The organism is Flavobacterium sp. DG1-102-2, assembly GCF_033042555.1.
Lineage (GTDB): Bacteria > Bacteroidota > Bacteroidia > Flavobacteriales > Flavobacteriaceae > Flavobacterium.
This window is the reverse complement of the sequence record NZ_JAWLIK010000014.1, coordinates 42,647-67,634: the sequence shown is the minus strand read 5'-3', so window position 1 is coordinate 67,634 and position 24,988 is coordinate 42,647. Positions and strand designations below refer to the sequence as shown.

The window sequence follows — 24,988 nt, the reverse complement described above, 5'->3', positions numbered from 1 at the left end:
CGTCTTTTAAGAGGAGACTATAATTTGTTTTAGATCGTTACACCTTTAATTTTTTTACCAAAAACAATTAGTAAGGAAAAAGCCATTCATTCATCAGTCAGAAATTAATCAGCAAACACTCTTATCCAGGAGTGTTTTTTTTATGTATTCGTACAAACAGTAATATGTTGGCATATTCTTTGTTTAAAAAAATTTTAACAACCTTTTTTTTAATAAATTTGAAACTAAATCAATAAACAGGACATGAGAACAAATACCTACAAATTTATCTTAGCAGCGGTAATGGGACTTTCTTTAGCAAACTGCGGAAGCCCTAAAGTAACACGTGTAAGCGAAACAAGCGTAACAGACCTTAGCGGACGCTGGAATGAAACCGATTCAAGAATTACGGCAGAAGATATTACTGCACAGCTTATGGACCATTCATGGTACAGCACATATGCATCTGAAAATACAGGTAAAAAACCGGTTATCATCGTAGGCCTTATAACAAACAAATCTCACGAGCATATTGAGGCTGAGACTTTCTCTAAAGACATTGAGAAAGCAATAATTAATTCAGGAAGGATGAAACTTGTTCAGGCAGGCAGTAAACGTGAAGAGATCAGGGCAGAAAGAGCCGATCAGCAAAATTTTGCTTCGCAGTCTACCATGAAAAAATTCGGACTTGAGAATGGCGCAGACTTTATGCTTCAGGGTACGATCAATTCTATAGTGGACTCTGCCAAAAAAGATAAAACAGTATACTACCAGATAGACCTTGAGCTTACAAACATCCAGACTAACGAAAAAGTATGGATAGGCGACAAAAAGATCAAAAAATACATCAAGTAATCTGAGGGCATACACCTATGGTATTTAAAAATACTGTTTCGGCTATTTCTAAAACTGCGGCTATGCTTTTACTGGCCGGGCTGTATTCCTGTGGCACGTACAATACAAAAACCACAATTGAGCCCGATCTTTACAATGGCAATTTCGATAAAGCTATTGAAGGCATAGATAAGAACAAATTTCTGAACAAAGACAGGAACAGGCTTTTATACCTTATGGAAAAAGGTAAGATTGAGCATCTTAGAGGCAATTTCAGGGCTAGCAACATACTGTTTGAGAAGGCTTACATAATGATTGATGACAAGATACGAACCAATGCAGGACAGGCCATAGCAGGTAAGCTTACCAACCCAATGGCACTGCCTTACAAAGGCGAAGATTTTGAAAAAGTAACCATTCATTATTATATGGCTCTAAATTATTTTGAGCTTGGCCTGCCGAATGAAGCCCTTGTTGAAGCCAAAAGGATTGATATTAAACTGTTGCAGCTCAACGAAAAATACTCTGAAAATAAAAACAAGTATAATCGTGATGCTTTCTCGCAAATATTGCAGGGATTAATTTACGAAAGTACCGGAGACATCAACAATGCTTTTATTGCCTACAGGAATGCTGCTGAAATTTACGACAGTAGCGATGGCAGTTTTTTTGGAGTACCAATGCCGGATCAGCTGAAGAAAGACCTTATCAGGACGGCTAAGCTTATGGGGTTTGAGAATGAGTACAATACTTACATCAAAAAATACAATATGCCTGATTACCTTCCTAAAAAGATAGGTAAAGACGGAGTAACTGTTCAGCCTACACCTCCTGTGCCTGCAGGCGAAGCAATCATTTTCTGGGAAAACGGCCTTGCGCCTGCTAAAGACCAGATTGTACTTACGTTCTCGGCGGCCAATCATTGGTTTTACACATCATATACGGAAGATGGTGTTACACAGGATATAATATTACCCGTTCCGCTTGCCTTTAACGCCGGAACGGTAAATGCCATTGCGATACCTAAATACAGGGTACGGCAGAGTTTTTATAATAAGGCGGTGCTTTCCAATAACGGTGCAGAATATCCATTGGAAGTTGGGCAGGATTTTAATTCTATCGCAAAACAATGCCTTAAGGACAGGATGCTTCGCGAAATTGTAGAATTGGTAACACGTTTTGCCGCAAAAAAAGCAGCGAGCGAAGGTCTGGCTGCGTTAGGCAAAAGCCTTTTAGGTGACGATGGCAAAGATGCATTCAGGCTTGCCGGCGATGTTGCCGGTGCCGTAACAGAGAAAGCTGACACCCGTAACTGGCAGTCGCTGCCTTCCACGATCAGTTATATAAGGGTTCCGCTTGTTGAAGGCCAGAATGAGTATGTCATAAAAAAATACGGACCGCAAGGCATTACCGATACAGACAAGATTACCATACCATTTAAAAAAGGATTGCAGATCGTAAGTTACTTTGACCTGGGGCGCACTCAGGTTTTCCCCGGAACACCTGCAGCTACTAATACACCGGTACAAGGCGGCGCAACTGAAGGCGCTGACAAACCATAAAACTTATAGTTATGAAAAAGCTGTTACCAGTATTGTTTTTATTTGCTTCGATGATTCTTTATGCACAGCAAAATAGGGAATGGGAAGACTGGCAGAAAACAAGCTGCTATTCTAAAATTTCATTCAGGATGAAAAGCGAACCAAAGAACGGCGAGCAGTTTCACTGGAAGATACAGTTTAGGAATGACTACCCCCAGCTGGTATCGTTTAACTACCATGTTACCGATAAACTGGAACAATATAATACGACAACGCACCGCAAAACTATGAATGCAAGACAGATTAGCGATGTGATAGATGTCTATACCAAATCAGGAGATATTTTCCTGCTGGTCGATAAGCTAAGCCTTTCGGCATTCCCAAAAGATTTTGAAGACTGCGAAAATTAACATAAAAAAGCCCCTCGTAAGGGGCTTTTTTTGCAATTAAACTTAAATATTTTTACTTAAAAAGATATTTGGTTTGTTATAAGAATTTATCCTAATTTTACAATCGAACCAAAAATTTTCAATTTATGAAAATTGTAAAATATGTATTCCTTCTCCTACTGCTTACAGTTGTCGCAGTAACTGTATTTATAGCCACCCAGGAAGGGAAGTATGACATAAAGAGCGAACGCGTAATCAAGGCACCTAAAATGGTGTTGTACAACTATATAAACGAATTCAGGAACTGGGAATATGTAGGTGTCCTTGCTGACAGCACGACTGCCGGGGTATTTTCTTATTCTGAAAATTCATCAGGACAAGGCGCAAAGATGTCTTGGAAAAAAGGTACGGATAGTAACACGGTTCAGACTACAAAAGTTGTAGAGAACGACTCAATCTTTCAGAAAGCGGATATTGATAACGTAAATTCAGAGGTTACCTGGTCTTTTAAAGATACTTTGAAGAGCACAAAGGTTACCGTAAGGATGACAGGCAATTTAAGCTTTAAAGAAAAAGCTTATGCGCTACTTAACGGTGAGAACATGAACACCGACCTAAAAAGCAAGCTTGCGACTGGACTTGACAACCTTAACAACTACCTTGTTAAAGAACTTGCCATTTTTGATATTAAGGTAAAAGAAGACGGGCTTGTGGTAAAATCGGGTACATTCTATCTCGGGCAGGCAGTAACGTCTAAAATTGAGGATATTAATAAAAAATCGGCAGAGATATTTCCAAAGCTTTTAGGCTTCATGAAAAAAAACAAGATCGTTAAGCAGGGATCTCCTTTCATATTATACAGATCGGTAGACAAAGCTAACGATAAAGCATCTTATGTCGTTTGTATGCCAATAAGGGACGAAATGTTTACATCTCCAGGCAGTGAGTATGAAGGAGGCAAAACAGAATCGTTTACCGCGCTTAAGACAACACTTAAGGGCGACTATTCGCATTTACGCAAAGCGTGGGATAAGGCCGAACAGTACATTATTGCACGAGGACTTCAGGAAAATACGACAGGCCAATATGTGGAGCTGTATACAAAAGGTGTACAAAAAACAAAACGCCCGTCTGAATGGGTCACGGATATTTATACTCCTATAGGCCAGCCTACCATAACTCCTATAAATAGCGAGACGAGTACTACTCCGGCACTGCCTGTTAAGCCTGCAGTACAAACCCCTGCGACATCGGGAGTTCGCACTACGCCAGTACCGGCTACCGGAACAAAACCAGCAGGAACTACTGCAACAGGTACAGCAAAGCCAACGACAAGTGTAGCGAAGCCTGCCACAACTTTGGGTATAAAACCTGCCGGATCAGCTACTGCAAAACCGGCGACAGGTACTGTAATGCCTAAACCAGCCACACCGAAACCTGCCGCTGCTACACCGGTAAATAAACCTGCTACACAGCCTGCTACAACTCCATAAAATTTAATAAACACATATATTGACATAAAAAAATCCCCAAATGGGGATTTTTTTATTCTTTCTCTTTAATCAGATATTTTACGACAGTCTCGGCAGAGTGAAGCCCAAACAAAGCGGGCATCCAGCTATTTGTACCGAAGAATGATTTCTTGAAGTTTGTACCATCGGTCATTTTAAGGCTGCTCTGGTCAGGGTATTCTGTAGAGAAAACCACTTTTACGCCTTTTGTAATTCCTTCCTTCTTGAGGCGTTTCCTTACCGTTTTAGCAAGCGGACAGTACTCTGTCTTACTAATATCCGTTACCTTGATTTTAGAAGCTTCATATTTGCCCCCTGCGCCCATGTTACTTATAATCTTTACCTTTTGTCGCCTCGCGGAAATAAGCAGGTTTAACTTAGGCGTAATGCTGTCTATGCAGTCAAGCACATAGTCATACTCAGGGGTAACCAATTCGTAAGCACGTTCAGGAGAAAGAAATTCCTTTATCCTGATAAGTTTCAGTTCTGGGTTGATGTCCATAAGCCTGTCGCCAACTATAGTAACCTTTGGCTGCCCAATTGTACTATGCAGTGCCGGTAACTGTCGGTTAATGTTGGTAATGTCCACGATATCCCCGTCAACAATGGTCATGGCTCCTACCCCTGCCCTTGCAAGGAATTCGGCTGCAAATGAGCCAACGCCACCAAGGCCAACTACCATTACATGCGCGTTTTTTAATCTTTCCAATCCTTCCTTCTTAAATAAGAGCTCTGCCCTCTCTCTCCAATCAGCCATTCTTAAAAACGGTTTTAAAATTAGTGCTTACAATATTTTTTAACTCTTCAATTTCAATATTTCGTGCCGCTGCCGCTTTTGCATACACTTCGGCAATCCCTTCTTCAATGCTGTCAGTCTCCATAAAAAACCTGTCATTTGGAATCTGAGCAAACACGCCTGACAATTCGGGGTTGCGCAACAGGTATTTACCAAAAGACAAATAGAATCCATTACTTAGCAATTGTTGTGCCACCTGGATATTTTTTGAAAATCCGTGGACAATCATCGGTACACCTGGTTGAGTACGGTTATATACTTCAATCAGTTCCTGAAACGCAGCAACAAGGTGCAAAATTACGGGTTTTTGGTATTTCTTTGCTAAAATAAGGTGCTTTTCAAACACATCTATCTGTAAATCTAATGGCTTTTCAATGCGTTTGTCGAGTCCGCATTCGCCAATGGCAAGGCAGTTGGGCATGGAAAGCCGGCTTTCGATGATTCTGAGATGCTCTTCCAGTTTCTCCTCATCAATATGCCACGGATGGATTCCCGTAGAAAAAAACGGCACATCTATTTCTTCGTAGGGATAACGGTTTACGATATCAAAGACATTGGCATCATCCGAAGATTTGTGGGTATGGAGGTTGTAAAGCATTGTACAAAAATAACATTTTACATTCTTTTAACCACAAGCTCCCAAAGAAGTCAGCACAAAGCTTTGTGAAACTTGTGTAATTTCATAGTGTTCTTGGTGGTTAAATAAAAATACCCTACACTTTTCAGTATAGGGTATTAAATATATTAAATATCAGATTCTTCCTTAGTAGAATGACAGAAAACTTATGATATCACTCCAGAACCTATAAGCTCATCACCTATATGCCATGCAGCAAATTGCCCTTCGGTAATTGCCGATTGCGGTTCTTCAAACGAAATGTACATACCGTTATCAAACTTGTGTAATGTGGCTTTCTGCAATGGCTGACGGTAGCGTATACGTACCATGACATCCATAGTTTCACCATCATTAAGCTCCAGGTCTTTGCGTACCCAGTGGATCTCAATCTCCTGTATGAACAATGCCTTACGGAAAAGTCCCGGGTGGTTTTGCCCCTGACCTGTGTAGATTGAATTGGTCTCTACATTGGTAGCGATAATAAAAAGCCCTTCTTTGGTTCCGCCTACATTGAGTCCTTTTCGCTGGCCGATAGTAAAATAATGCGCTCCCTGGTGCTTACCGACTACCTTAGCCATTTCAGGTTTGTAATCAATATTTTTAGCTTCATACGCCAACTGCTCTTTTACCGAGCTGAATTGCGGTGCTGCTTCACTATAGGTAGGCACATCTGCATTTACTTCATAAATAAGGCCTTCTTTTGGCTGAAGCTGCTGTTGAAGGAATTCAGGCAGGCGCACTTTACCTATAAAGCAAAGCCCCTGAGAATCTTTCTTCTCTGCAGTAACAAGTTCCATTTTGGCAGCAATCTCACGTACCTGTGGTTTGGTCAGCTCCCCAATAGGAAAAAGTGATTTTGCCAACTGCTCCTGGGAAAGCTGGCATAAAAAGTAAGACTGGTCTTTATTGCCGTCTACCCCTGCAAGAAGCTGATAGGTTTCCTTACCGTCCTGTTCAATGATACCTTTACGGCAATAGTGGCCTGTAGCCACATAATCAGCACCCAGGCTAAGGGCTATCTTCATAAAGACATCAAACTTTATCTCACGATTGCAAAGCACGTCAGGGTTTGGCGTCCTGCCCTTTTCATATTCATTAAACATATAGTTTACTATACGCTCCTTATATTGTTCGCTAAGGTCTACCGTCTGGAACGGTATGCCTAATTTTTCAGCTACCAGCAATGCATCATTGCTGTCTTCAAGCCACGGGCATTCGTTAGATATCGTAACCTCTTCATCGTGCCAGTTCTTCATAAACAGGCCAATGACCTCATACCCCTGCTCCTGAAGCAGGTACGCTGCAACGCTGGAATCTACACCACCGGAAAGCCCTACAACTACACGTTTCATTATAAATCCTTTCTTAAAAATTTACTGTAAAAGTACGATAAAAATTAATTCTTGCGCTCTTTGCGTGCCAACTGTACTTTTTTGTTGGTCATATCTTCTTCCTTCACCATCTTGCCTTTTTCAAAAAACTGCCACTTGCCCGCTTTTTTATTGGCTACAAACTGTCCTTTACTAACCACTTCTCCATGAGCATTCCTAAAAGTTACAGGACCATCAAGTATGTCGTTCTTATAGGTAGACTCTTCAAGTATAGTACCTTTTTCATTATATTGTTTGTATGTACCCTCTTTAATCCCATTTACATACACAGCTTCTTCAGCAAGGTTACCTGCAGGAAAATATACTTTCTTAACCCCATTTATCTTTCCGCCGGTATACGGTTCGGTAGAAAGCAGCTTCTCTGTACCTTCGGCATAAAACTTCCATTCCCCTTCCTTCAGTTTATTTACTTCTTTACCCTCACTTATCTTTTTGCCTTTAGCATCAATAAAAGTAGTTATGCATGAGCCATCGGCTGCAAAAATACGGGTAGCGCCAAGGGTAGAATTTTTATCATCCTCAAAAAACTTAAACGTTCCGGTCTCTTTACCGTGGTCAAAAGTACCCTCATAGCGCGGCCTTTTAGATTTTTCATACGTGCCTTTCCAGGCACCGTGGCGTTTTCCCGCGGCATCCATTTTGTTTATGTTCTGAGCAAAGGCTACTGTAGTTAAAAGAAAAAGCGATACAAATGCTATTAAACTGTTTTTCATAAAGCGGTTATGGTTTTTATATAAATCGAAAATAATTCTTTTTTAGTATATCTAAAAGCAGGCCATAATTTAAAAAAGCATCCGCTGTGGCGAATGCTTTTCAGTATTTTTATTTTTTGTTTTTCTGCTGCTCCTGAGCCTGCTCCATCATTTCCTGCATTTTACGCTGAAAACGTCCCTGGGTTTTAGGCTTGGTTTTGTTCTCCTGGATCTTAGCATGAATCTTATCGTCGTTCACGATGTAGTTTTTAATTACAAGCATGATACCTATTGTAATAAGGTTAGATACAAAATAATATAAACTCAATCCGGATGCATAGTTGTTAAAGAACACAAGCATCATTAGCGGAGAGATGTAGATCATGATCTTCATTAGCTTGCTCATATCCGGCATGCCTTCCTGCGGAGGTGCTGCCATGCTTTGGTCGCCTGTTGTCATCTTCATGTAAAAGAAAATCGCTACCGATGCAAGGATTGGAAATAAACTCACGTGGTCGCCATAGAACGGAACGTAGAATGGCAAATGGTATACCGAGTCATACGAAGAAAGGTCGGTTGCCCAAAGGAAACTCTTCTGCCTAAGGTCAAAATACGACGGGAAGAACTGAAAGAGGGCATAGAACACCGGAATCTGCATCAGTGCCGGGAGACATCCCGCCATAGGGTTAACCCCCGCACTGTTATACAGCTTCATGGTTTCCTGCTGTTTTTTCATTGGGTCTTTTTTATACTTCTCGTTAAGCTCTGTAATTTCAGGGCGAAGTACTTTCATCTTAGCCTGAGAAAGGTACGATTTGTACGTTACCGGAGACATTACCAAACGGATAAGTATCGTAAAGAAAATAATAGCTAAACCGTGAGGTAGGAATCCGCTAAGGAAACCATATACGGGAATGAATATATACCTGTTTATCCACCCAAATATACCCCAGCCTAACGGCATTACCTCATCAAGGTTTTTGCCTTTATAATTGTTAAGCGTTTTGTAGTCAGACGGGCCGTAATACATATTCATGTTATAGCTCAACTCGCCGCCTTTAAATTCAAGCGGCATTTTTGCCAGGAACTTTTTAGTGAATATTGTATCTGTCTTTTCTTCTTTTACAAGATTTTCAGATGTAAGGTCGGCTGTTTTAAACGGAGTATCCGTTAGAAGGATAGACGTAAAGAAATGCTGCTTGAAAGCAATATAGCTAACATCTTCTGCTTTTTCAGAGTCAAGTTTAGAACCTTCGCTTAGGCTTCCGTCTTTTCCGCCTTCATGCTCATAAACCACTTTTGTATACCTGTTTTCATACGTAACGCTTTTTTCGTTCCTGTATGTTTTCATCATCCATTCTAAATCCATTGGCTTAGAAGTGTCAACCACCTGGGCTAAACCTTGTGAGCGGATAGAGAAATCAAGCATATAATCATTAGGCTTAAGTACATAGCGGTACTCTAAAAACTGGTTTGCACCTGATTTAAGACGCATCGTAAGCACTTCGTTCTCTCCCTCTTTAGATACTACAGGCTCAAAATAAAGCTCTTTGGTATTAAGGATACGGTTATCCTGGGTCTTGAACTGAAGGTTTAAGCTTGCGTTGTTGTTCTTGATAAGTTCAACAGGCAGGTTACTATCTTTAAATAACCTTGAAAATTCGTTAAGCTTAGCTTCCTGAATATAACCCCCTCTGTTGGCAATTTTTAAGGTAAGCAGTTTACTTTTAAGTTCTGTCACATTGTTCTTTGCCGATGGCAGTGAAGCACTGTAAGCAAATGCACCTAACGAACCGTTAAGCTTTGCGATCTTAACAGAATCTGTTGCTGTAGAATCATTAATAATGGAAGCTGTTTTTTGTTCAGCTGCTTTTTGCTGCGCTTTAGCTTTTTCAACCTGCTCGGTCTTAGCTTTTTCAAGACGCTCTTTTTCGCTCTCGGCACTATTGTTATAAATCATCCATAACATTAGCAGTGCAACCAAACCGAAGCCTACAATTGTTTTTAAGTCTAACTTTTTTTCTTCCATTATTAAAAATTATTTCACTTTATACTCCGGATGTTCCGAAGATCTTATTTGCTTTTTTTAATTACAGCTGCTTTAACAAAACTTACAAAAAGAGGGTGCGGGTTAGCAACCGTACTCTTATATTCAGGGTGGTATTGTACCCCAATAAAGAATGGGTGGCTATCTAACTCAATAATCTCTACAAGCCCTGTATCCGGGTTAACACCAGATGTTTTAAGCCCAGCCCCCTGAAGATCTGTTTTGTATGCGCTGTTAAACTCATAACGGTGACGGTGACGCTCCATTATTTCCTCCTTACCATCGTAAATGCTGCTTGCAAGCGTTCCTGTTTCAAGAGAACATTTCCATGCACCAAGACGCATTGTTCCGCCTTTGTCTGTAATTGTTTTTTGCTCTTCCATTATATTGATAACAGGATGCGGCGTGTGCTCGTTCATTTCTGTAGAGTTTGCCTCTTTCCATCCCAATACATTTCGTGAGTATTCTATAACAGCCATCTGCATACCTAGACATATACCTAAGAACGGTATATTGTTCTCTCTTGCAAAACGCACCGTTTCGATTTTTCCTTCTATACCCCTGCCTCCAAATCCCGGAGCAACCAGAATACCATCAAGGCCGCTTAGTTTTTCAATAGCGTTATCCCTGTCGATATATTCTGAGTGGATGCTTATAACGTTAACTTTAGTCTCGTTAGCAGAACCCGCATGGATAAATGCTTCGATTATCGATTTATAAGAATCCTGAAGCTCTACATACTTACCTACAAGGCCAATGTTTACCGTATGCTTAGGGTTTTTAAGCCTGAAAAGGAACTGGTTCCAGTTTTTAAGGTCCGGAGTGTTTTTCTCAGGAAGGTCCAGTTTTTTAAGTGTAACCCTGTCAAGTCCTTCTTCAAGCATTAAGTTAGGTACTTCATAAATTGTAGAAGCATCTATAGACTGTATAACAGCCTCTCTCTTAACATTACAGAAGATTGCAAGCTTCTGGCGAAGGTCAGACGAAAGTTCGTGTTCTGTACGGCAAACAAGGATATCAGCTTTAATTCCGCTTTCCATCAATGTTTTAACCGAGTGCTGTGTTGGCTTTGTTTTAAGCTCTCCTGCAGCGGCAAGATACGGTATAAGCGTAAGGTGAATAACGATACCATTATTTTCACCAAGTTCCCATACCAGCTGCCTTACCGACTCAATGTACGGAAGTGACTCAATGTCACCCACTGTACCACCTATCTCGGTAATAACAATATCATACTCACCTGTGTTGCCCAGGTGCTGCATGCGTTCTTTAATCTCGTTTGTGATGTGAGGCACTACCTGAACGGTCTTACCAAGAAACTCCCCTCTTCTCTCTTTTTCAATAACCGAAAGGTAAACCCTTCCTGTAGTAACGTTATTAGACTGAGAAGTAGGTACGTTTAAGAATCTTTCATAGTGGCCAAGGTCAAGGTCTGTTTCGGCACCATCATCGGTAACATAGCATTCTCCATGTTCGTACGGGTTAAGTGTACCCGGGTCTACATTAATGTAGGGATCAAATTTCTGGATTGTTGTCCTGTAACCTCTCGCTTGCAGTAGTTTTGCCAGTGATGCTGCAATAATTCCTTTTCCTAAAGAAGAAGACACACCTCCTGTAACAAAAATATACTTTGTCTGATTCATTTGTAAAAATATGTGTTGTGTTGTTGTTGTAAAAAACGTGGCAAAAGTACGTATTTTTTTTGATTGTTCAATGTATCAATTTTTTAATGTACCATTAACACACGCCCCAATATCCTGTAGGCTATACAACAATTATCACCACATACTCAATAATAATGCTATGATTATAAATATGACAAACTGTCTTGCTGATGTACCAATATACTAATTACTCAATGTACCAATTTATCTACTCTTCATTTAATTGTTACATTAGAAAATTGATAAATTGTTACATTATCTCTTGGGATAGTGTTTTTTGATATTTCGTATCAGGTTTTCCAGCCCGTTTAGCTTGAGCTCATATACCAGCTGAAGCATCTGTCCCAACTGACCGGCAGGAAAGCCTTTGTTGTGGTACCACACCACATAATATTCAGGCAATTCTATAAGATCATAGCCTTCATATTTACCAAAGGGCATTTTAGTATGTGCTAACTTGACGAGAAATTCCTGTTGTTGGTCCAAAAGTGAAGTTTTAAATAATAAAAAATGCCTCTTTGGGCAAAGAGGCAAAAGTAATCTATTTTTAAAGTATCCTTATATTTTTAATGGGTTAGCTGCATTTTATAACAGCCGCCCGATGTGACAGTCACCGTGCCATCCCATGTTAATTCGTCACAGCTGGCAGTAAATGAATAGCTACCGGCGGGCAGTGAAAAGTTAGCCGCCGAAGATGCACCGCAAGATGGCGACCCTCCGCTGTAATACCCGCTGATAGTGCCTGAACTTCCTGATATATTCACCGTAATAAAACCGCAGCCAAAATCACTTTGGGTCCAGAACATCACGTTACCATTTCCGCTTCCTCCGCCGTTTCCGTTGCCATTTCCACCACCTCCGCCGCTAAGAGAACCGCAATCGCCGCCCCATGATCCTTTTTTATAATCAGTTACAAGGCAAACCTCACAGGCAGGATAAGAAAATTCAAGTGTTCCGTTTACAATTTCAAGATAAGTATCGGGCAGTCCGTATTCAGAGTCCCATGTAATGTAACTACCTTCAATGTAGCCTTTATAAAGACCGGCAGCAGTAGAGCCTTTCTTTTCGCACATGTACACCCGGTCAGACGATTCTCCGTCTATGCCTCCTATGGCAAGGTCTGTCCTGTCGCCGCTAGGGCCGGGCAGCCTCGTCCATACCCCTGCAAAAGAAGAGTTGTTTCCGCCTCCTATGTTTTCTTCGTCCTCGTCTTCACAAGAGATAATTGTTACCGAAGCCAACATTAAAAACAATAGCCCGGTCATTCTAAATAGATAAGTAATTTTTTTCATAATAATAGCGTTTAGTTGATTATGAAACAAAATTACCACCGGCGGAAAAAAGTAAAAACCCAGACAGGCAGGGATAAACCCTATAACCTATCCGGGATTTTACCTAACCAACTCTATTTATCTAAAAACGGGTCTTTATTATCCCGTAATGTTTGGAGATGCACAAATGCATTGTAAATCAATTTTGACTGAGAATCTACTACTTTGATACTTATACCCTGATCCCGGTCTACCCAAAATGTAATGGCATCGTTATATAAGGTTATACCGCAATTGCAGTTACCAGTATCATTGTCAAATTTAAGTTTATGGAGATTGAAAAGGTTGAATGAGTACTCTTTTTTAACTTTAGGCTTATTGTACTTAAGCGTTATAATACCCGAGTTTTCAATTACAACTGATGCGACTTTTAAATCATCTTTGTCATTAAAGTTAACAGCATATTTTATAACCGCTATTTTTACATAATCAGCAGTCTCGTTAAAGGTTTTATTTTGACCTGCCGCATTAATACCATACAACAGAACGAATAACATGTATATATTTTTCATCTTTAGCTTATAAGTTTAATCCTGATTTATACCCTATCTGAAACTGAAAAAAATTATTTGAATCTCCAAACACACTAGTGTAATTAAACCTAAGGAATAACGCATCGGTTTTTTTTCCTCCGTAAAAAAACACCTCTGCACAGGCATTAAAAAAATTAAAGGGTTCAATTTTTTCAATCATGTATTTCCTGTTATACAAATGCCTCAGCTTATTAACGTATGAACCAATATTAACCCCGAAATTTTTACTGCGCGTTATCTTAAGCTCTAAACCCGTACCATAACTTACACTTGTAATATTTTCTTCGATTCCGGGGATAGCTTCCGCCAAATAAAACTGGGTTGTAAAAGGTATATTGAATTCCAGAAAAGAATGTTTAGGATTCCAGTTTAGCACACTTACAGCAACTCCACAACTAACGAATGATTTCTGGATCAACTGAATTTTATTATTTACTACATACGATGGTAATAGTAACGAGTCGATATCAATAGCCCTGTCTTCTTTATCAAACCTGCTATACCTGACATGTGGAGAAATAGACCTGAAAATATAAAAATTTGTCCCCGAGAAATTTGTTGGGTTTACCGGTATGCAAATTTTGGCTTCAAAATTTACGATCCCATTTGTAGTCGACTCTATCAAACCCAGAAAATCAGAATAAACCCGGTAATCAATAAGGTTACTTATGCCGTCATCTAAACTGATATCAGAATTATAAATCAGGGTATCCTTAAAAACATTCAACCCAACCAGACTTTCTTTTTTTAACCGTTGAGTACCGTCGCCACTATCAACAATGATATTTCTTTCAGTAAGTTTAACCTGTTTTTTTTCGGGAAGGCTGATTTTAATGTTATCAGGGGTAAAATTATTCCCCATCTCACAAGTGTATTTTAATACATCTCCTAACTTTATAAACTGACTTTTCTTGTTTGGATTTTCATTGTAAAGCCTGTCATTATATCTTGACCGAAATCTAATCAGTGAAATTGCAATACTGTTACTAAAGTTATCTCCGCCTTCCGTTTCTACAGAGATATCTTTTACAAATCCATTATCAATTTCAAAAGTACACTTTTTGATTTTCACCTTAGGCTTAATCAAACTGTCATCAATATGAACAGATACTTTTTCCTTTGTCATTTCAAAAGTTCCTATTTTAGAACTTCTTTCTTTGTTTTCTTTGACGATCTTAAATATCGGGTTGTCTTGGTCAATGTCTTCTGATTTTTCCTGTGCAGACATAATCAGCACATTTACAAGTATGCAGAAAAATGTAAGATGTTTGTTTTTCATAATACTGAATTTTAGTTGGTTACAGCCAAAATTAGTATTGATGTAAAAAATAAAACCTCCATTAAAGGAGGTTTTTAGCTATTAACGATCAGTGTTTTACCCATCTACTTTCTTTTATAGGTATCCCTGTATTGGGTATCTTCAACATCTCCCGCGCTGTGTGTCAGCACGAGTTTAGAATCGGTAAGCTCTTCCAGCGTGCTTTCATAAGCACCGTCAACTCCGTCATACGTAAAAAGAACCTTCGTATCATTTGCCCTGAGCTTCCACGTGCCGTTAAGCACAGCTGCACTGCCGCAGGTTACAGTGCCCGGATAAAATGTCCAGCTGCCGTCAGACTTATACTCCTCGGTATCATCAAGGTCACAGTCTTCTGTAACGGCCTGCCAGGTTCCACTGCCTAATCTGGTCTCTTCTTTTGTTTTTTGCCAGACACCTACAATAGAATTGCCTGAGCCACCCTTATCGCTATCGTCATCCTGGCAGGAAACAAACAGGGATGCGCCAAGCAAAAGGCAAATCATTGCATTTGATCTTAAAAATCGGGTAATTGTTCTCATGGTATAAAGATTTAGTATTATTTAAATCAAAAATACTATGGCTATGAAAAAAGAAATCCCCCCATATTGGGAGGATTTCACCTATATATCATTAAGGCTTTTTACCAATTGAATGTTATATCCTGAACAATATCCGGATGCAGGCTTAGCCCTACTGGACACGTATGTGCCACGCGTTCTAATATTACCCTTGACTTTTCATCAGCATCAGATTTCATCGTAAACACCACTTCTATCTTTGCAATTTTTCTCGGGCTTGGCTGCATAACCTTAGTTACATCAGCTGTTGAACCTTCAAGGTTAACCCCTATTTCACGGGCTTTGATTCCCATTATAGAAAACATGCAGGTAGCCAATGAATTAGCCACCATGTCTGTTGGCGAAAAAGCCTCTCCCCTTCCGTGGTTATCGGTAGGCGCATCGGTAATGATTTCTGTACCTGACTGCAGGTGTATAGAAGATGTTCTTAACTCCCCCTGGTATGTTACTTTAGATGTCATAATTATTGGGCTACTTTAGTGCTTAGATCCTGATCGTAATATAAAATGTATACGCCTGTGTTATAATTACCTCCGTTTTGCGAGGCATAATCAAACTTGCTCTCCACCGCTTCAGAGGCTTTCTCTGTCATAACCTCTTTAAAGCTGTCCTGCTGGAAAAGGCGAAGGATCGCGTCAAACGTAACGTCAAAACCACGTGTCGCAAACTGGTTAGGCATTATATTATTTTTCTCTTTAAAAATTCTTCCGAATAATATTCCTTCCGGCGTGTCGCTGTCGTTTGTAACGGAAGGATACAACATTTTTAGTACAGCAAGTCTTGTAAGTGGCAGTTCATCATTATCAAACGCATCGTAACGCTCAAGAACCACAAGTTGTATCTGGTATTCTGCAAGGGCATCTACAAGCGTTTTTGTAGTTCCCAGTATCATTCCGCTTCGCTCTGTTTCAAGGATTACATAATTCACTTTGCCTTTAACCAGCATATTTTTAAGGCCTTCAACCACTATGGTTCCGTCAGGGCTTAAAGGAGCAAACTGTGCCGATGGCAGGTTGGTTTTTATAAATTGCTTAGAGCTTGCTTTTTTAGCATCTACCACCGCAATTATATTACCTCCTTTTGTTTTAAGATAATCCAGCATAGACAATCTTACCCTTTCAGGAGATGGTACCGACTGGAATAAATTAGAATATGGTTTTGTATCGTCTTTAGATAAAGGTGAAATAACAGGAATTCCTTTTGAGGCAAGTGCCGATGCAAGGCTCTCTGCATTGTTAGGAAAGAACGGACCTATAACAGCATCCATCCCGCCAACGCTCGCGGCAACTCCGGCAGCATCAAAAGACGATTTTGTTTCTTTAGCATCTATAATTTTTACCTTTAACGGAAGACCAAGCACTTTAGCCGAATCTATAGCCATAAGTGCACCCGCATAAAAGTCTAATGTCATGTTTAGGAATTTATCCGAACGAAGCAGCTTAGAACGCACCGTATCCGATTCTATTCTCGAAAGGTTAAACGGAAGCACGAGTGCAAGATCCTTAGTTTCAGATTTTTTAAGCGTACCCGCCAATCCTGAGATAGCCTTAGACGCGTTACCCAATACAGGCGCAGTTGCAACGGTACTAGTAGAAGCTGCAGCTCCACCTGCCACAGGAAGCTTGATCACCATACCTTCTTTTAAACCTTCTTTTGCCTGAGGGTTCAGTTCAAAAAATTCAGCTTCGGTAATATCGTTGTCTTTAGTAAGGCTGTACACTGTTTCCTTAGGCTGCACTGTATAATCAGCGTATGCTTTTTTAGTAGCTGCAACAGGTATTGGCTGTGTCTTATCTTTTTCAACCACCGCCTTCTTATCAAGTTTTAGCTTGTAGCCAAGAGGCAGCGTATCTTTTACTTCGGGGTTAAGCTCTTCAAGAAGCTGAAGGCTCATGCCATATTGCTTTGCAATAGAATATTTTGTTTCGCCTGCTTCAACAGTATGAAAGAAATAGGATGGGCTGTTTGGTTTCTTGTCTTCTTTTTTCTCAGCTTTAACCTGGGCTGCAACACCACTGCCTTTAATAGGTATTATAACCTTCTGCCCTATCTGCAGGCCGTTATCAAGCGCTGTCCCGTTGGCTTTTTTGATATCATCAACAGATACATCATATTTTTTTGCCAGGCTGAAAAGTGTTTCCTTAGCTGTTACCTCGTGTATTGTGTTAGCTACTTTTGTAGGCTTCACTTTTTCAGGCTCAGCTTTTGGTACTTTGCTCGTTCCCGGTATAAGCAGGACGGTATTTTCTTTAATTCCATTCTTCGCATCAGGATTAATGCGGTAGATGTCGTAAGGGGTAATTTTATATTTTTTTGCAATGCTTACTACCGTTTCACCTTTTTCTACGGTATGCTTTTTATAATCCTGTGCATACAAAGGCGTTGAAAGCAATAAAAATGAAAAAATTAAAACTACGAAATACTTCATGGTAAGGTTTTTTTGGAACAATTTAACAATTGCAAATTTATGTTTTCTTCCTCTACAGGATGGTTTTTATCTTATAAATTTCAGTTAAAAATGCAAAACCCATACCAAAAGCATTTTACAGTTTTCCTGCACAAAAAAAAGGAAGACTATTCGTCCTCCTCTTCTTCTGCTTCTTTTTTCTTTAATGGCGGTACTGCCGGCACCTGTATTGGGTTACCCCCGTTTTTCTTTATGAGTTCTTCCTTAAATTTATCAAGGTCTTTTTTCTTTGATTCATGCAGCGGAATTTTTAACACCTGCCCTGCTTTGATTCCATACTGATCAGTTTCTACCTCATTGTATTTATAGATCTCATCAGGATCTACCATATATTTTTTAGAAAGCATAACCATCCTTTCACCCATTGTAGTTTTATGGTCTATAAAATAGGTGTCGTAATCTACCGGTTCACCTTCGGCTGCCTGATTATTATCCTGTGCCGATAACGACTGGAACACTATGAGCGCAAATAAGATAAGTAGTAGTCTTTTCATAAGAGGTATGATTTGGAAGGCCTAAAGTAATAATTTTAGGCTAAAACCCACAAACTATTGTTGTTAAAAACCAAAAGCCCCACACATAATGTGCAGGGCTTTGTATTATAAATCTTAAAGACTATTCCCACTCAATAGTGGCCGGCGGTTTAGAACTAATGTCATAAACAACGCGGTTAACGCCTTTTACTTTATTAATGATCTCATTAGATATCTTCATAAGGAATTCGTACGGAAGGTGTACCCAGTCTGCTGTCATACCGTCTGTAGATTCTACAGCGCGAAGTGCAACAACTTTTTCATACGTACGCTCATCGCCCATAACGCCTACACTGTTTACAGGAAGAAGGATAGCTCCGGCCTGCCAAACTTTGTCATACAGTCCGTGTTCTTTAAGTCCGTTGATGAATACTGCATCAACTTCCTGAAGGATACGTACTTTCTCAGGTGTAATATCACCAAGGATCCTGATAGAAAGTCCGGGACCAGGGAAAGGGTGACGGCCAAGAAGTTCGGGATCGATACCTAAAGTAGCGCCTACTCTTCTCACTTCGTCTTTAAATAACATTCTAAGTGGTTCAACAACCTGAAGCTTCATGAAATCAGGAAGCCCGCCCACATTGTGGTGCGATTTTATAGTTGCCGATGGCCCTTTAACAGATACCGACTCGATAACGTCTGGATAAATCGTACCCTGAGCAAGCCATTTTACATCTGTAAGAAGGTGTGCCTCATCATCAAATACTTCAATGAATACACGGCCGATCGTTTTACGTTTTGTTTCAGGATCATCGATACCTGCAAGCTGAGACAGGAAACGGTCAGCGGCATCTACACCTTTCACGTTAAGCCCCATATCTTTATATTGATCAAGAACGCTTTCAAATTCGTTCTTTCTAAGTAACCCGTTGTTAACGAAGATACAGTAAAGGTTTTCGCCAATAGCCTTATTTAAAAGCACGGCAGCAACCGTAGAGTCTACACCTCCTGAAAGGCCTAGAACAACTTTATCTGTACCAATTTTTGTTTTAAGCTCTGCTACGATATCCTCTACAAAAGAGTTTGGCGTAAAGCTTTGCGGTACTTCTGCAATTTTTACGAGGAAGTTTTCCAGCATCTGCTTACCATCTGTAGAGTGGTAAACTTCAGGGTGGTATTGTATAGCATATGTAGTTTCGCCTTCAATCTTGTAAGCTGCATTTTCCACATCTTTAGTACTTGCAAGCACTACACCGTTTGTAGGCAGTTTTTTGATGGTATCGCTGTGGCTCATCCATACCTGGCTGTTAGCCGAAACACCTTCAAGGAACGGTTCACCTTCTTTAATATAAGAAAGGTTAGCACGGCCATACTCGCGAATGTTAGACGGTGCAACCTCTCCCCCATGAAAATGGGCAAGGTATTGCGCGCCATAACAAACAGCCAGTAAAGGCAGCTTGCCGCGAATTTGCGAAAGATCAGGATGCGGTGCATCCTCCGCCCTTACAGAAAATGGGCTTCCTGATAATATTACCGCTTTATAAGATGATAAATCAACCGGAGGGTTGTTGTAAGGGAAAATTTCGCAGAAGATATTTAACTCGCGAACCCTTCTCGCAATAAGCTGAGTGTATTGCGAACCGAAATCTAGAATAAGTACGTTGTGTTGCATGCGCAAAAGTAATGCTTATAATTGAAAATTAAAAACAGGATTTACAGATTTTTAGATTGTTTGATTTTTAAGAATTTAAACATAAAGGACGCAAAGTTTTACGCAAAGGGAAACAAAGCTTTATGGATTTTTTAAAATAATTAAAACCAAAACCCTGCTGACATACTGTTGTCACTACACGATTCTACTTTTGTCTTACATATTTAAAAAGACAAATTATGAACTTACAATCACTACGAATTATAACCGCCGACATTAAGCGCCTGGTACACTTTTACGAAAAAGCAACAGCACTTTCCGCAAAATGGTTTACCGAAGATTTCGCAGAAATCAATACAGGCACTTGCACCATAGCGATAGGCAGCACAAATACGCTGGATTTCTTTGGAGGTGCCATTGCAGAGCCTGCAAGCAACAAAAGCATCATTATAGAATTCTGCGTAGAAAATGTTGATGACCACTATATCAGGATTAAGGAGATAACTAAAGACATTGTTCAGGAACCTGTAACAATGCCATGGGGCAACCGCTCTTTATTGTTCCGTGACCCTGATGGCAGCCTGATAAATTTCTTCACTCCGGTTACTCCGGAAGCGATAGAAAAATTCAGCTGAAAATCTGTAACAAACAGGCTTTTAAATGAAGCGAAACGGCCGTGCAAAAAGTATGGCCGTTTTGCTTTTTATGTACCTTTAAAACAAAAATGACAAAAACTGAAACACTGCTGTGGAACAGGCTTGAAGCCTACCAGCTTGATGAAACTGATGTCAGGTTAACCTTCTCACAGCGGCTTGCACGCGAGAATGGCTGGAACCTAAATTACACCCAACGGGTTATAGAAGAATACAAAAAGTTCCTCTTTTTGTGCTGCACTTCGCCAGATCCCGTAACACCCAGCGACCCCGTAGACCAGGCGTGGCACCTGCACCTAACCTACACAAAATCGTACTGGAACGACTTATGCAAAAACATCTTGGAAAGGGAAATTCATCACAACCCTACTAGAGGCGGTAAAGAAGAGCAGCAAAAGTTCAACAACCTGTATACCGGGCTTCACCACATGTATTTTGAAAAATTCGGTATGAATCCGCCGCCTGATATCTGGCACGATAACAACACAAGATTTACTGACATTAACTTTCAACGCGTAAACCTGTCGAAATACTGGCTCATCAAAAAGCCGGATATAAAATTTAAGCCCGCGGTATTTACCTTTATCCTAATGCTTGCCGCAACGGTTTTCCTTTCATCTGCTTTATCATAGGGTTGATAATCGCCTTCGCATTTAACGGTAAAAAAGACCGTAAAAATAAAAACAACAGGACAGACAGCGAGGGCGGCACCAACTTTGCCTGCTCTACTTTTGGAGACGGAGACAGCGGATGCTCTTCTCACCATGGCGATAGCGGATGTTCTTCGCACGATGGCAGCAGCGGATGCAGCAGTAGTGGCTGTTCGAGTGGATGCAGCGGCTGCGGAGGAGGATGTGGTGGCGGCGATTAATTTAACATCCAAAAATTTCTGAATTAGGATTTTTACTTACCTTTAGGTTTCCTAATTCAAATTAAATGAATCACTTCTTTTCGTTTTTATTCCTGCTATTCTCAGCAGGAGCCTTCTGCCAGACAGAAGAACCTGTTTCACCAGATTATAAACTTATCGAAAAAAATACCGGGGATAAAAGATCCCCTTACTATTTTACTACCCTGATGAGCCGTTATAATAAAGCCGACAGCACAATGACAACCAATGAAAGAAGGCATTTGTACTACGGTTATTCGTTTCAGAAACAATATTCTCCTTACAAAGTATCTGATGCTCAGGAAGAGTTTACCGAACTGCTGAGAACCCAGCAAACCGATAAGAAAACAATGGAAAAACTCATTAAGCTGTCTGACAAGGTGCTTAAAGATTTTCCATTCAGCATACGTATTAAGGAGTACCGTATTTATGCCTTTAAACAACTGAACCGTCTAAAAGAGGCTAATGCCGAAGAAATCCAGGCAGCTATGGTCATCGATGCCATATTGAGTTCGGGTGACGGTTCAACACAAGAAAAAAGCTTTCACGTAATAAACACCTCAAATGAATATGAGATCATAGATATACTTGGTTTCCGTTTTGGCGGTGAGCAGGAACTTATTGAGGCAAAATACGATTACCTTAACTTAGATGAGAACTCGTACAATCTTAAAGGTTTCTATTTTAATGTTTCCCGCCTTTTTGAAAGTTTCCACGGAAAATAATTCCTCCAGGCATAAAACGGCTATAGAGAAAGAACTACAGTTCAATCAAAAACCACATATAACTCCGTAAAGCACTATTACTTACGGAGTTTTGTTTTGTAAGCTGCCGTGTTTTATAACTTGGCTATAACAGAAAAAAATGTAAATTCGCATCATGATGAATAACGAAGATATTAATGGCGTGAAGCAATTGCTGGCTTTACCAAAAAAGATTGCCATTATACCCCACCGTAACCCCGATGGCGATGCCATGGGTTCTACCCTGGGGCTGTACCATTTCCTGAAATATAAAGGGCATGATCCTATAGTGATAACGCCTAACGAGTCGCCTGATTTCCTGGCTTGGCTGCCTTCATTCAATACCGTAAGGGTATTTGAAAAGGAAACTGAATCTGCTACCAAAATACTTAAGGAAGCTGATGTGATCTTTACACTCGACTTTAACGTACTGAGCCGTACCGGCGACCAGATGGAAGCCGTACTTAAAGAACTTATTGCTCCTTATGTAATGATAGACCACCATCAGAAACCCGGCGATTATGCCATGTTTACGTTTTCTGATACATCATTTGGGTCTACCTGTGAAATGATTTATCATTTTATCGTGGCAATGGGCGAAAAAGCACTTATAGATAAAACTATTGCTACGTGCCTTTACACAGGAATCGTAACCGACTCAGGTTCTTTCCGTTACCCATCTACTACAGGTATAACACACAGGGTAGTTGCCGATTTTATAGACCTGGGAATAGACAATACTGCCATACACAGCCTGCTGTTTGATAACCATTCGCACAACCGTGTATTAATTTTGGCAAGGGCTTTGCAGAACATGAAAGTAATGCCCGCATACAAGACATCATACACCACGCTTAGCCAGGAAGAGCTTAATAGCTTTGGCCACAGTAAAGGCGATACCGAAGGCATTGTGAATTATGGACTGAGCATGAAAGACATTGTGTTTACGGCATTTTTTACCGAGAATAAAGACGAAGGCATCATAAAAATATCATTCCGCTCTAAGGGCAGTTTTGACGTTAACCAGTATGCACGTGAGCATTTTAGCGGTGGCGGGCACATAAATGCGGCAGGCGGCCGATCTAACGAAAGTTTAGAAGCTACCATACAAAAATTTATTGCTACTTTAGCACACACAAAAATTGACTGATACAATGAAGAAGGCATTTATTATACCGCTTATTCTTTTAGGAGTGCTTATCGTGTCCTGCTCACAACAGCAGGCAAGAAGGCCTGTTTCGCACACATCGGGAACATTCATGAAAGAATCTATAAAGCGAAACAAAAAGCTGGTAGCCAGCGAAGAGTCTCAGATAGATTCTATCATAAAAAGCAATCCTGAAATTAAGTACATAGCATCTGATAAAGGTTACTGGTATCATTATGAAATGGAGAATGCTGCAGATACCATACGCCCTAAACGCGGTGATGTGGCCTTCTTTAACTATGATATTAAGGATATAAAAGGCAATGTGATATACAGCGAGACAGAACTAAAACCGCAGGTGTACCATGTTGACAAACAAAATATAATGATGGGTCTGCGTGACGGCATCAAACTTATGAACGAAGGCGAAAAAGTTACTTTCCTTTTCCCTTCGCACATGGGCTTTGGCTATCATGGCGACAATGACAGAATTGGCACCAACCAGCCGCTTATATGTACCGTTACCCTAAACGACATTAAGCCTGAAAGCCAGGTAAAAGAGAATTAATCTAATATAAATGAAACCAATGACAAGTTTTTTTGTAAGCCTTGCGGCTTTGTTTTTTTCATGTAACACTACACCATCTGCCGACCCTGTAAAGCTGGGCGACGGACTTTATGCTGAGATTGAAACCAACAAAGGTAGGATCGTACTTCAGCTTGAGTACCAGAAAACACCCCTTACCGTTGCTAACTTCGTGGCTCTTGCCGAAGGTAAAAACGATATGGTAAGCGCTCAATACAAAGGAAAACCTTTTTATGACGGACTAAAATGGCACCGTGTAATTGCCGACTTCATGATTCAGGGCGGAGACCCTAATGGCGATGGTTCCGGAGGACCGGGCTATAAATTTGCCGATGAATTTGACCAGTCGCTTAGGCATGACAAAGCAGGTACACTTTCTATGGCTAATGCAGGAAAAGGTACTAACGGAAGCCAGTTCTTTATCACGCACGGCCCTACGCCTCACCTTGATAACATGCACACAGTATTTGGCCATGTTGTAGAAGGACAGGATGTGGTTAACGCTATCCAGCAGAATGACGAGATCAAGACAATAAAAATTATCCGTAACGGTAAAGACGCTAAAAAGTTTGACGCTCCTAAAGTATTTAAAGAATACTACGAGAAAGCAGCTAATGAGCAGAAAAAGCAAGCAGAAGCTGTAACTAAGACTAAAGCTGATAAGGTTGCTTACTTTGCAGATCTTAAAAAAACAGCCACTAAAACAGCTTCAGGGCTTCAATATGCGATCGTGAAAAAAGGAACAGGTAAAAAAGCACTTCCCGGATCTCAGGTTTACATTGGTTACTCCGGTTACCTTGACAACGGTTCAGGTACAATGTTTGACTCAAGCGAGGCTTCTGTAGCTAAAGCTTTTGGCAACTATATCGCTCAAAAAGATGCAGCTAACGCTTATGTGCCAATCCCTTTTACAGCAGGTACAAAAACAGGTATGATCCCTGGATTTATAGAAGGTATCGAGCAATTATCTTTTGGTGATAAAGCAGTAGTGTTTATCCCTTCTCACTTAGGGTATGGAGAAAGAGGTGCACCACGCGGAGGAATTGGCCCTAACGCCAACCTTATATTCGAAATTGAAATGTTTGAAATGATGCCTGCTACTACAACAACAGGAAAATAATCATCACCTCATAAAATGCAAAAAGGGATTCCGAAATGGAATCCCTTTTTCGAT

General features: G+C 40.3%; 26 protein-coding genes. 11 read left to right on the top strand and 15 right to left on the bottom strand.

What is annotated here, in order from left to right:
- Nucleotides 1-243: 243 nt before the first annotated feature.
- The 4 genes from R1T16_RS16875 to R1T16_RS16860 all read left to right on the top strand — a co-directional run bounded on the left by R1T16_RS16875 (nt 244) and on the right by R1T16_RS16860 (nt 4,236).
- Nucleotides 244-834 (top strand): penicillin-binding protein activator LpoB, encoded by a 591-nt coding sequence (locus R1T16_RS16875; protein ID WP_317502309.1) that lies wholly within the window; start codon nt 244-246, stop codon nt 832-834.
- 17 nt (nt 835-851) lie between these two features.
- Nucleotides 852-2,375 (top strand): hypothetical protein, encoded by a 1,524-nt coding sequence (locus R1T16_RS16870; RefSeq protein ID WP_317502308.1) that lies wholly within the window; start codon nt 852-854, stop codon nt 2,373-2,375.
- Between the two features lie 11 nt (nt 2,376-2,386).
- On the top strand, nt 2,387-2,764 hold the full coding sequence (locus R1T16_RS16865; protein WP_317502307.1) for a hypothetical protein: 378 nt from the start codon (nt 2,387-2,389) through the stop codon (nt 2,762-2,764).
- A gap of 125 nt (nt 2,765-2,889) precedes the next feature.
- Entirely contained in the window at nt 2,890-4,236 is a 1,347-nt protein-coding gene (locus tag R1T16_RS16860) for a hypothetical protein (RefSeq protein ID WP_317502306.1), read from the top strand.
- Between the two features lie 52 nt (nt 4,237-4,288).
- Here R1T16_RS16860 and R1T16_RS16855 read toward each other — a convergent pair whose 3' ends face one another.
- From R1T16_RS16855 to guaA, 15 genes are all read right to left on the bottom strand, one after another.
- Nucleotides 4,289-5,011 carry a tRNA threonylcarbamoyladenosine dehydratase gene (locus tag R1T16_RS16855; RefSeq protein ID WP_317502305.1) on the bottom strand — a complete coding sequence of 241 codons (723 nt, stop codon included), beginning with the start codon at nt 5,009-5,011 and terminating at the stop codon, nt 4,289-4,291.
- On the bottom strand, nt 5,004-5,648 hold the full coding sequence (locus tag R1T16_RS16850) for a TatD family hydrolase (protein WP_317502304.1): 645 nt from the start codon (nt 5,646-5,648) through the stop codon (nt 5,004-5,006). Before R1T16_RS16850 ends, R1T16_RS16855 begins: the two co-directional genes overlap by 8 nt.
- Before the next feature lie 185 nt (nt 5,649-5,833).
- Nucleotides 5,834-7,021, bottom strand: coding sequence for a tRNA 2-thiouridine(34) synthase MnmA (gene mnmA / locus R1T16_RS16845; protein ID WP_317502303.1), 1,188 nt, complete (start codon nt 7,019-7,021; stop codon nt 5,834-5,836).
- Between the two features lie 44 nt (nt 7,022-7,065).
- Nucleotides 7,066-7,773 carry a hypothetical protein gene (locus R1T16_RS16840; RefSeq protein ID WP_317502302.1) on the bottom strand — a complete coding sequence of 236 codons (708 nt, stop codon included), beginning with the start codon at nt 7,771-7,773 and terminating at the stop codon, nt 7,066-7,068.
- A gap of 109 nt (nt 7,774-7,882) precedes the next feature.
- Nucleotides 7,883-9,781 carry a membrane protein insertase YidC gene (gene yidC / locus R1T16_RS16835; RefSeq protein ID WP_317502301.1) on the bottom strand — a complete coding sequence of 633 codons (1,899 nt, stop codon included), beginning with the start codon at nt 9,779-9,781 and terminating at the stop codon, nt 7,883-7,885.
- 44 nt (nt 9,782-9,825) lie between these two features.
- The gene (locus tag R1T16_RS16830; protein WP_317502300.1) at nt 9,826-11,442 is read right to left on the bottom strand and encodes a CTP synthase; all 1,617 of its coding nucleotides are present in this window, start codon (nt 11,440-11,442) and stop codon (nt 9,826-9,828) included.
- A gap of 276 nt (nt 11,443-11,718) precedes the next feature.
- A complete protein-coding gene (locus R1T16_RS16825) occupies nt 11,719-11,949 on the bottom strand; it encodes a DUF3820 family protein (protein ID WP_317502299.1) in 231 nt (76 codons plus the stop codon).
- An 80-nt stretch (nt 11,950-12,029) separates the two neighbouring features.
- A complete protein-coding gene (locus R1T16_RS16820; protein WP_317502298.1) occupies nt 12,030-12,755 on the bottom strand; it encodes a hypothetical protein in 726 nt (241 codons plus the stop codon).
- Nucleotides 12,756-12,868: 113 nt separating this feature from the next.
- Entirely contained in the window at nt 12,869-13,306 is a 438-nt protein-coding gene (locus R1T16_RS16815) for a hypothetical protein (protein WP_317502297.1), read from the bottom strand.
- A gap of 7 nt (nt 13,307-13,313) precedes the next feature.
- Complete coding sequence (locus tag R1T16_RS16810; RefSeq protein ID WP_317502296.1) at nt 13,314-14,606, bottom strand: hypothetical protein; 1,293 nt, start codon at nt 14,604-14,606, stop codon at nt 13,314-13,316.
- A gap of 104 nt (nt 14,607-14,710) precedes the next feature.
- Nucleotides 14,711-15,166 carry a lipocalin family protein gene (locus R1T16_RS16805; RefSeq protein WP_317502295.1) on the bottom strand — a complete coding sequence of 152 codons (456 nt, stop codon included), beginning with the start codon at nt 15,164-15,166 and terminating at the stop codon, nt 14,711-14,713.
- A gap of 101 nt (nt 15,167-15,267) precedes the next feature.
- Nucleotides 15,268-15,666: an OsmC family protein gene (locus tag R1T16_RS16800; protein ID WP_317502294.1), complete on the bottom strand. Its 399-nt coding sequence runs from the start codon at nt 15,664-15,666 to the stop codon at nt 15,268-15,270.
- A gap of 2 nt (nt 15,667-15,668) precedes the next feature.
- Complete coding sequence (locus R1T16_RS16795; protein ID WP_317502293.1) at nt 15,669-17,633, bottom strand: LysM peptidoglycan-binding domain-containing protein; 1,965 nt, start codon at nt 17,631-17,633, stop codon at nt 15,669-15,671.
- Nucleotides 17,634-17,779: 146 nt separating this feature from the next.
- Nucleotides 17,780-18,166, bottom strand: a complete 387-nt coding sequence (locus R1T16_RS16790; protein WP_317502292.1) for a LysM peptidoglycan-binding domain-containing protein — start codon at nt 18,164-18,166, stop codon at nt 17,780-17,782.
- Between the two features lie 121 nt (nt 18,167-18,287).
- Nucleotides 18,288-19,817, bottom strand: a complete 1,530-nt coding sequence (gene guaA / locus R1T16_RS16785; RefSeq protein ID WP_317502291.1) for a glutamine-hydrolyzing GMP synthase — start codon at nt 19,815-19,817, stop codon at nt 18,288-18,290.
- Between the two features lie 218 nt (nt 19,818-20,035).
- Between guaA and R1T16_RS16780 the strand changes: the two genes are divergently transcribed.
- From R1T16_RS16780 to R1T16_RS16750, 7 genes are all read left to right on the top strand, one after another.
- A complete protein-coding gene (locus tag R1T16_RS16780) occupies nt 20,036-20,431 on the top strand; it encodes a VOC family protein (protein ID WP_317502290.1) in 396 nt (131 codons plus the stop codon).
- Between the two features lie 89 nt (nt 20,432-20,520).
- On the top strand, nt 20,521-21,081 hold the full coding sequence (locus R1T16_RS16775) for a hypothetical protein (protein ID WP_317502289.1): 561 nt from the start codon (nt 20,521-20,523) through the stop codon (nt 21,079-21,081).
- Nucleotides 21,082-21,083: 2 nt separating this feature from the next.
- On the top strand, nt 21,084-21,320 hold the full coding sequence (locus tag R1T16_RS16770; RefSeq protein WP_317502288.1) for a hypothetical protein: 237 nt from the start codon (nt 21,084-21,086) through the stop codon (nt 21,318-21,320).
- A 65-nt stretch (nt 21,321-21,385) separates the two neighbouring features.
- Nucleotides 21,386-22,063 carry a DUF4919 domain-containing protein gene (locus R1T16_RS16765; protein WP_317502287.1) on the top strand — a complete coding sequence of 226 codons (678 nt, stop codon included), beginning with the start codon at nt 21,386-21,388 and terminating at the stop codon, nt 22,061-22,063.
- A 154-nt stretch (nt 22,064-22,217) separates the two neighbouring features.
- Entirely contained in the window at nt 22,218-23,231 is a 1,014-nt protein-coding gene (locus R1T16_RS16760; protein ID WP_317502286.1) for a bifunctional oligoribonuclease/PAP phosphatase NrnA, read from the top strand.
- Nucleotides 23,232-23,235: 4 nt separating this feature from the next.
- On the top strand, nt 23,236-23,796 hold the full coding sequence (gene gldI / locus R1T16_RS16755; RefSeq protein WP_317502285.1) for a gliding motility-associated peptidyl-prolyl isomerase GldI: 561 nt from the start codon (nt 23,236-23,238) through the stop codon (nt 23,794-23,796).
- 19 nt (nt 23,797-23,815) lie between these two features.
- Complete coding sequence (locus R1T16_RS16750; RefSeq protein ID WP_317502284.1) at nt 23,816-24,934, top strand: peptidylprolyl isomerase; 1,119 nt, start codon at nt 23,816-23,818, stop codon at nt 24,932-24,934.
- The last annotated feature ends 54 nt before the right edge of the window (nt 24,935-24,988 follow it).

What these genes read in the sequence shown, in the direction of transcription:
- R1T16_RS16875 (WP_317502309.1), top strand. Translation starts at nt 244, where the DNA reads ATGAGAACAAATACCTACAAATTTATCTTAGCAGCGGTAATGGGACTT.
- R1T16_RS16870 (WP_317502308.1), top strand. Translation starts at nt 852, where the DNA reads ATGGTATTTAAAAATACTGTTTCGGCTATTTCTAAAACTGCGGCTATG.
- R1T16_RS16865 (WP_317502307.1), top strand. Translation starts at nt 2,387, where the DNA reads ATGAAAAAGCTGTTACCAGTATTGTTTTTATTTGCTTCGATGATTCTT.
- R1T16_RS16860 (WP_317502306.1), top strand. Translation starts at nt 2,890, where the DNA reads ATGAAAATTGTAAAATATGTATTCCTTCTCCTACTGCTTACAGTTGTC.
- R1T16_RS16855 (WP_317502305.1), bottom strand. Translation starts at nt 5,011, where the DNA reads ATGGCTGATTGGAGAGAGAGGGCAGAGCTCTTATTTAAGAAGGAAGGA.
- R1T16_RS16850 (WP_317502304.1), bottom strand. Translation starts at nt 5,648, where the DNA reads ATGCTTTACAACCTCCATACCCACAAATCTTCGGATGATGCCAATGTC.
- mnmA (WP_317502303.1), bottom strand. Translation starts at nt 7,021, where the DNA reads ATGAAACGTGTAGTTGTAGGGCTTTCCGGTGGTGTAGATTCCAGCGTT.
- R1T16_RS16840 (WP_317502302.1), bottom strand. Translation starts at nt 7,773, where the DNA reads ATGAAAAACAGTTTAATAGCATTTGTATCGCTTTTTCTTTTAACTACA.
- yidC (WP_317502301.1), bottom strand. Translation starts at nt 9,781, where the DNA reads ATGGAAGAAAAAAAGTTAGACTTAAAAACAATTGTAGGCTTCGGTTTG.
- R1T16_RS16830 (WP_317502300.1), bottom strand. Translation starts at nt 11,442, where the DNA reads ATGAATCAGACAAAGTATATTTTTGTTACAGGAGGTGTGTCTTCTTCT.
- R1T16_RS16820 (WP_317502298.1), bottom strand. Translation starts at nt 12,755, where the DNA reads ATGAAAAAAATTACTTATCTATTTAGAATGACCGGGCTATTGTTTTTA.
- R1T16_RS16815 (WP_317502297.1), bottom strand. Translation starts at nt 13,306, where the DNA reads ATGAAAAATATATACATGTTATTCGTTCTGTTGTATGGTATTAATGCG.
- R1T16_RS16810 (WP_317502296.1), bottom strand. Translation starts at nt 14,606, where the DNA reads ATGAAAAACAAACATCTTACATTTTTCTGCATACTTGTAAATGTGCTG.
- R1T16_RS16805 (WP_317502295.1), bottom strand. Translation starts at nt 15,166, where the DNA reads ATGAGAACAATTACCCGATTTTTAAGATCAAATGCAATGATTTGCCTT.
- R1T16_RS16800 (WP_317502294.1), bottom strand. Translation starts at nt 15,666, where the DNA reads ATGACATCTAAAGTAACATACCAGGGGGAGTTAAGAACATCTTCTATA.
- R1T16_RS16795 (WP_317502293.1), bottom strand. Translation starts at nt 17,633, where the DNA reads ATGAAGTATTTCGTAGTTTTAATTTTTTCATTTTTATTGCTTTCAACG.
- R1T16_RS16790 (WP_317502292.1), bottom strand. Translation starts at nt 18,166, where the DNA reads ATGAAAAGACTACTACTTATCTTATTTGCGCTCATAGTGTTCCAGTCG.
- guaA (WP_317502291.1), bottom strand. Translation starts at nt 19,817, where the DNA reads ATGCAACACAACGTACTTATTCTAGATTTCGGTTCGCAATACACTCAG.
- R1T16_RS16780 (WP_317502290.1), top strand. Translation starts at nt 20,036, where the DNA reads ATGAACTTACAATCACTACGAATTATAACCGCCGACATTAAGCGCCTG.
- R1T16_RS16775 (WP_317502289.1), top strand. Translation starts at nt 20,521, where the DNA reads ATGACAAAAACTGAAACACTGCTGTGGAACAGGCTTGAAGCCTACCAG.
- R1T16_RS16765 (WP_317502287.1), top strand. Translation starts at nt 21,386, where the DNA reads ATGAATCACTTCTTTTCGTTTTTATTCCTGCTATTCTCAGCAGGAGCC.
- R1T16_RS16760 (WP_317502286.1), top strand. Translation starts at nt 22,218, where the DNA reads ATGATGAATAACGAAGATATTAATGGCGTGAAGCAATTGCTGGCTTTA.
- gldI (WP_317502285.1), top strand. Translation starts at nt 23,236, where the DNA reads ATGAAGAAGGCATTTATTATACCGCTTATTCTTTTAGGAGTGCTTATC.
- R1T16_RS16750 (WP_317502284.1), top strand. Translation starts at nt 23,816, where the DNA reads ATGACAAGTTTTTTTGTAAGCCTTGCGGCTTTGTTTTTTTCATGTAAC.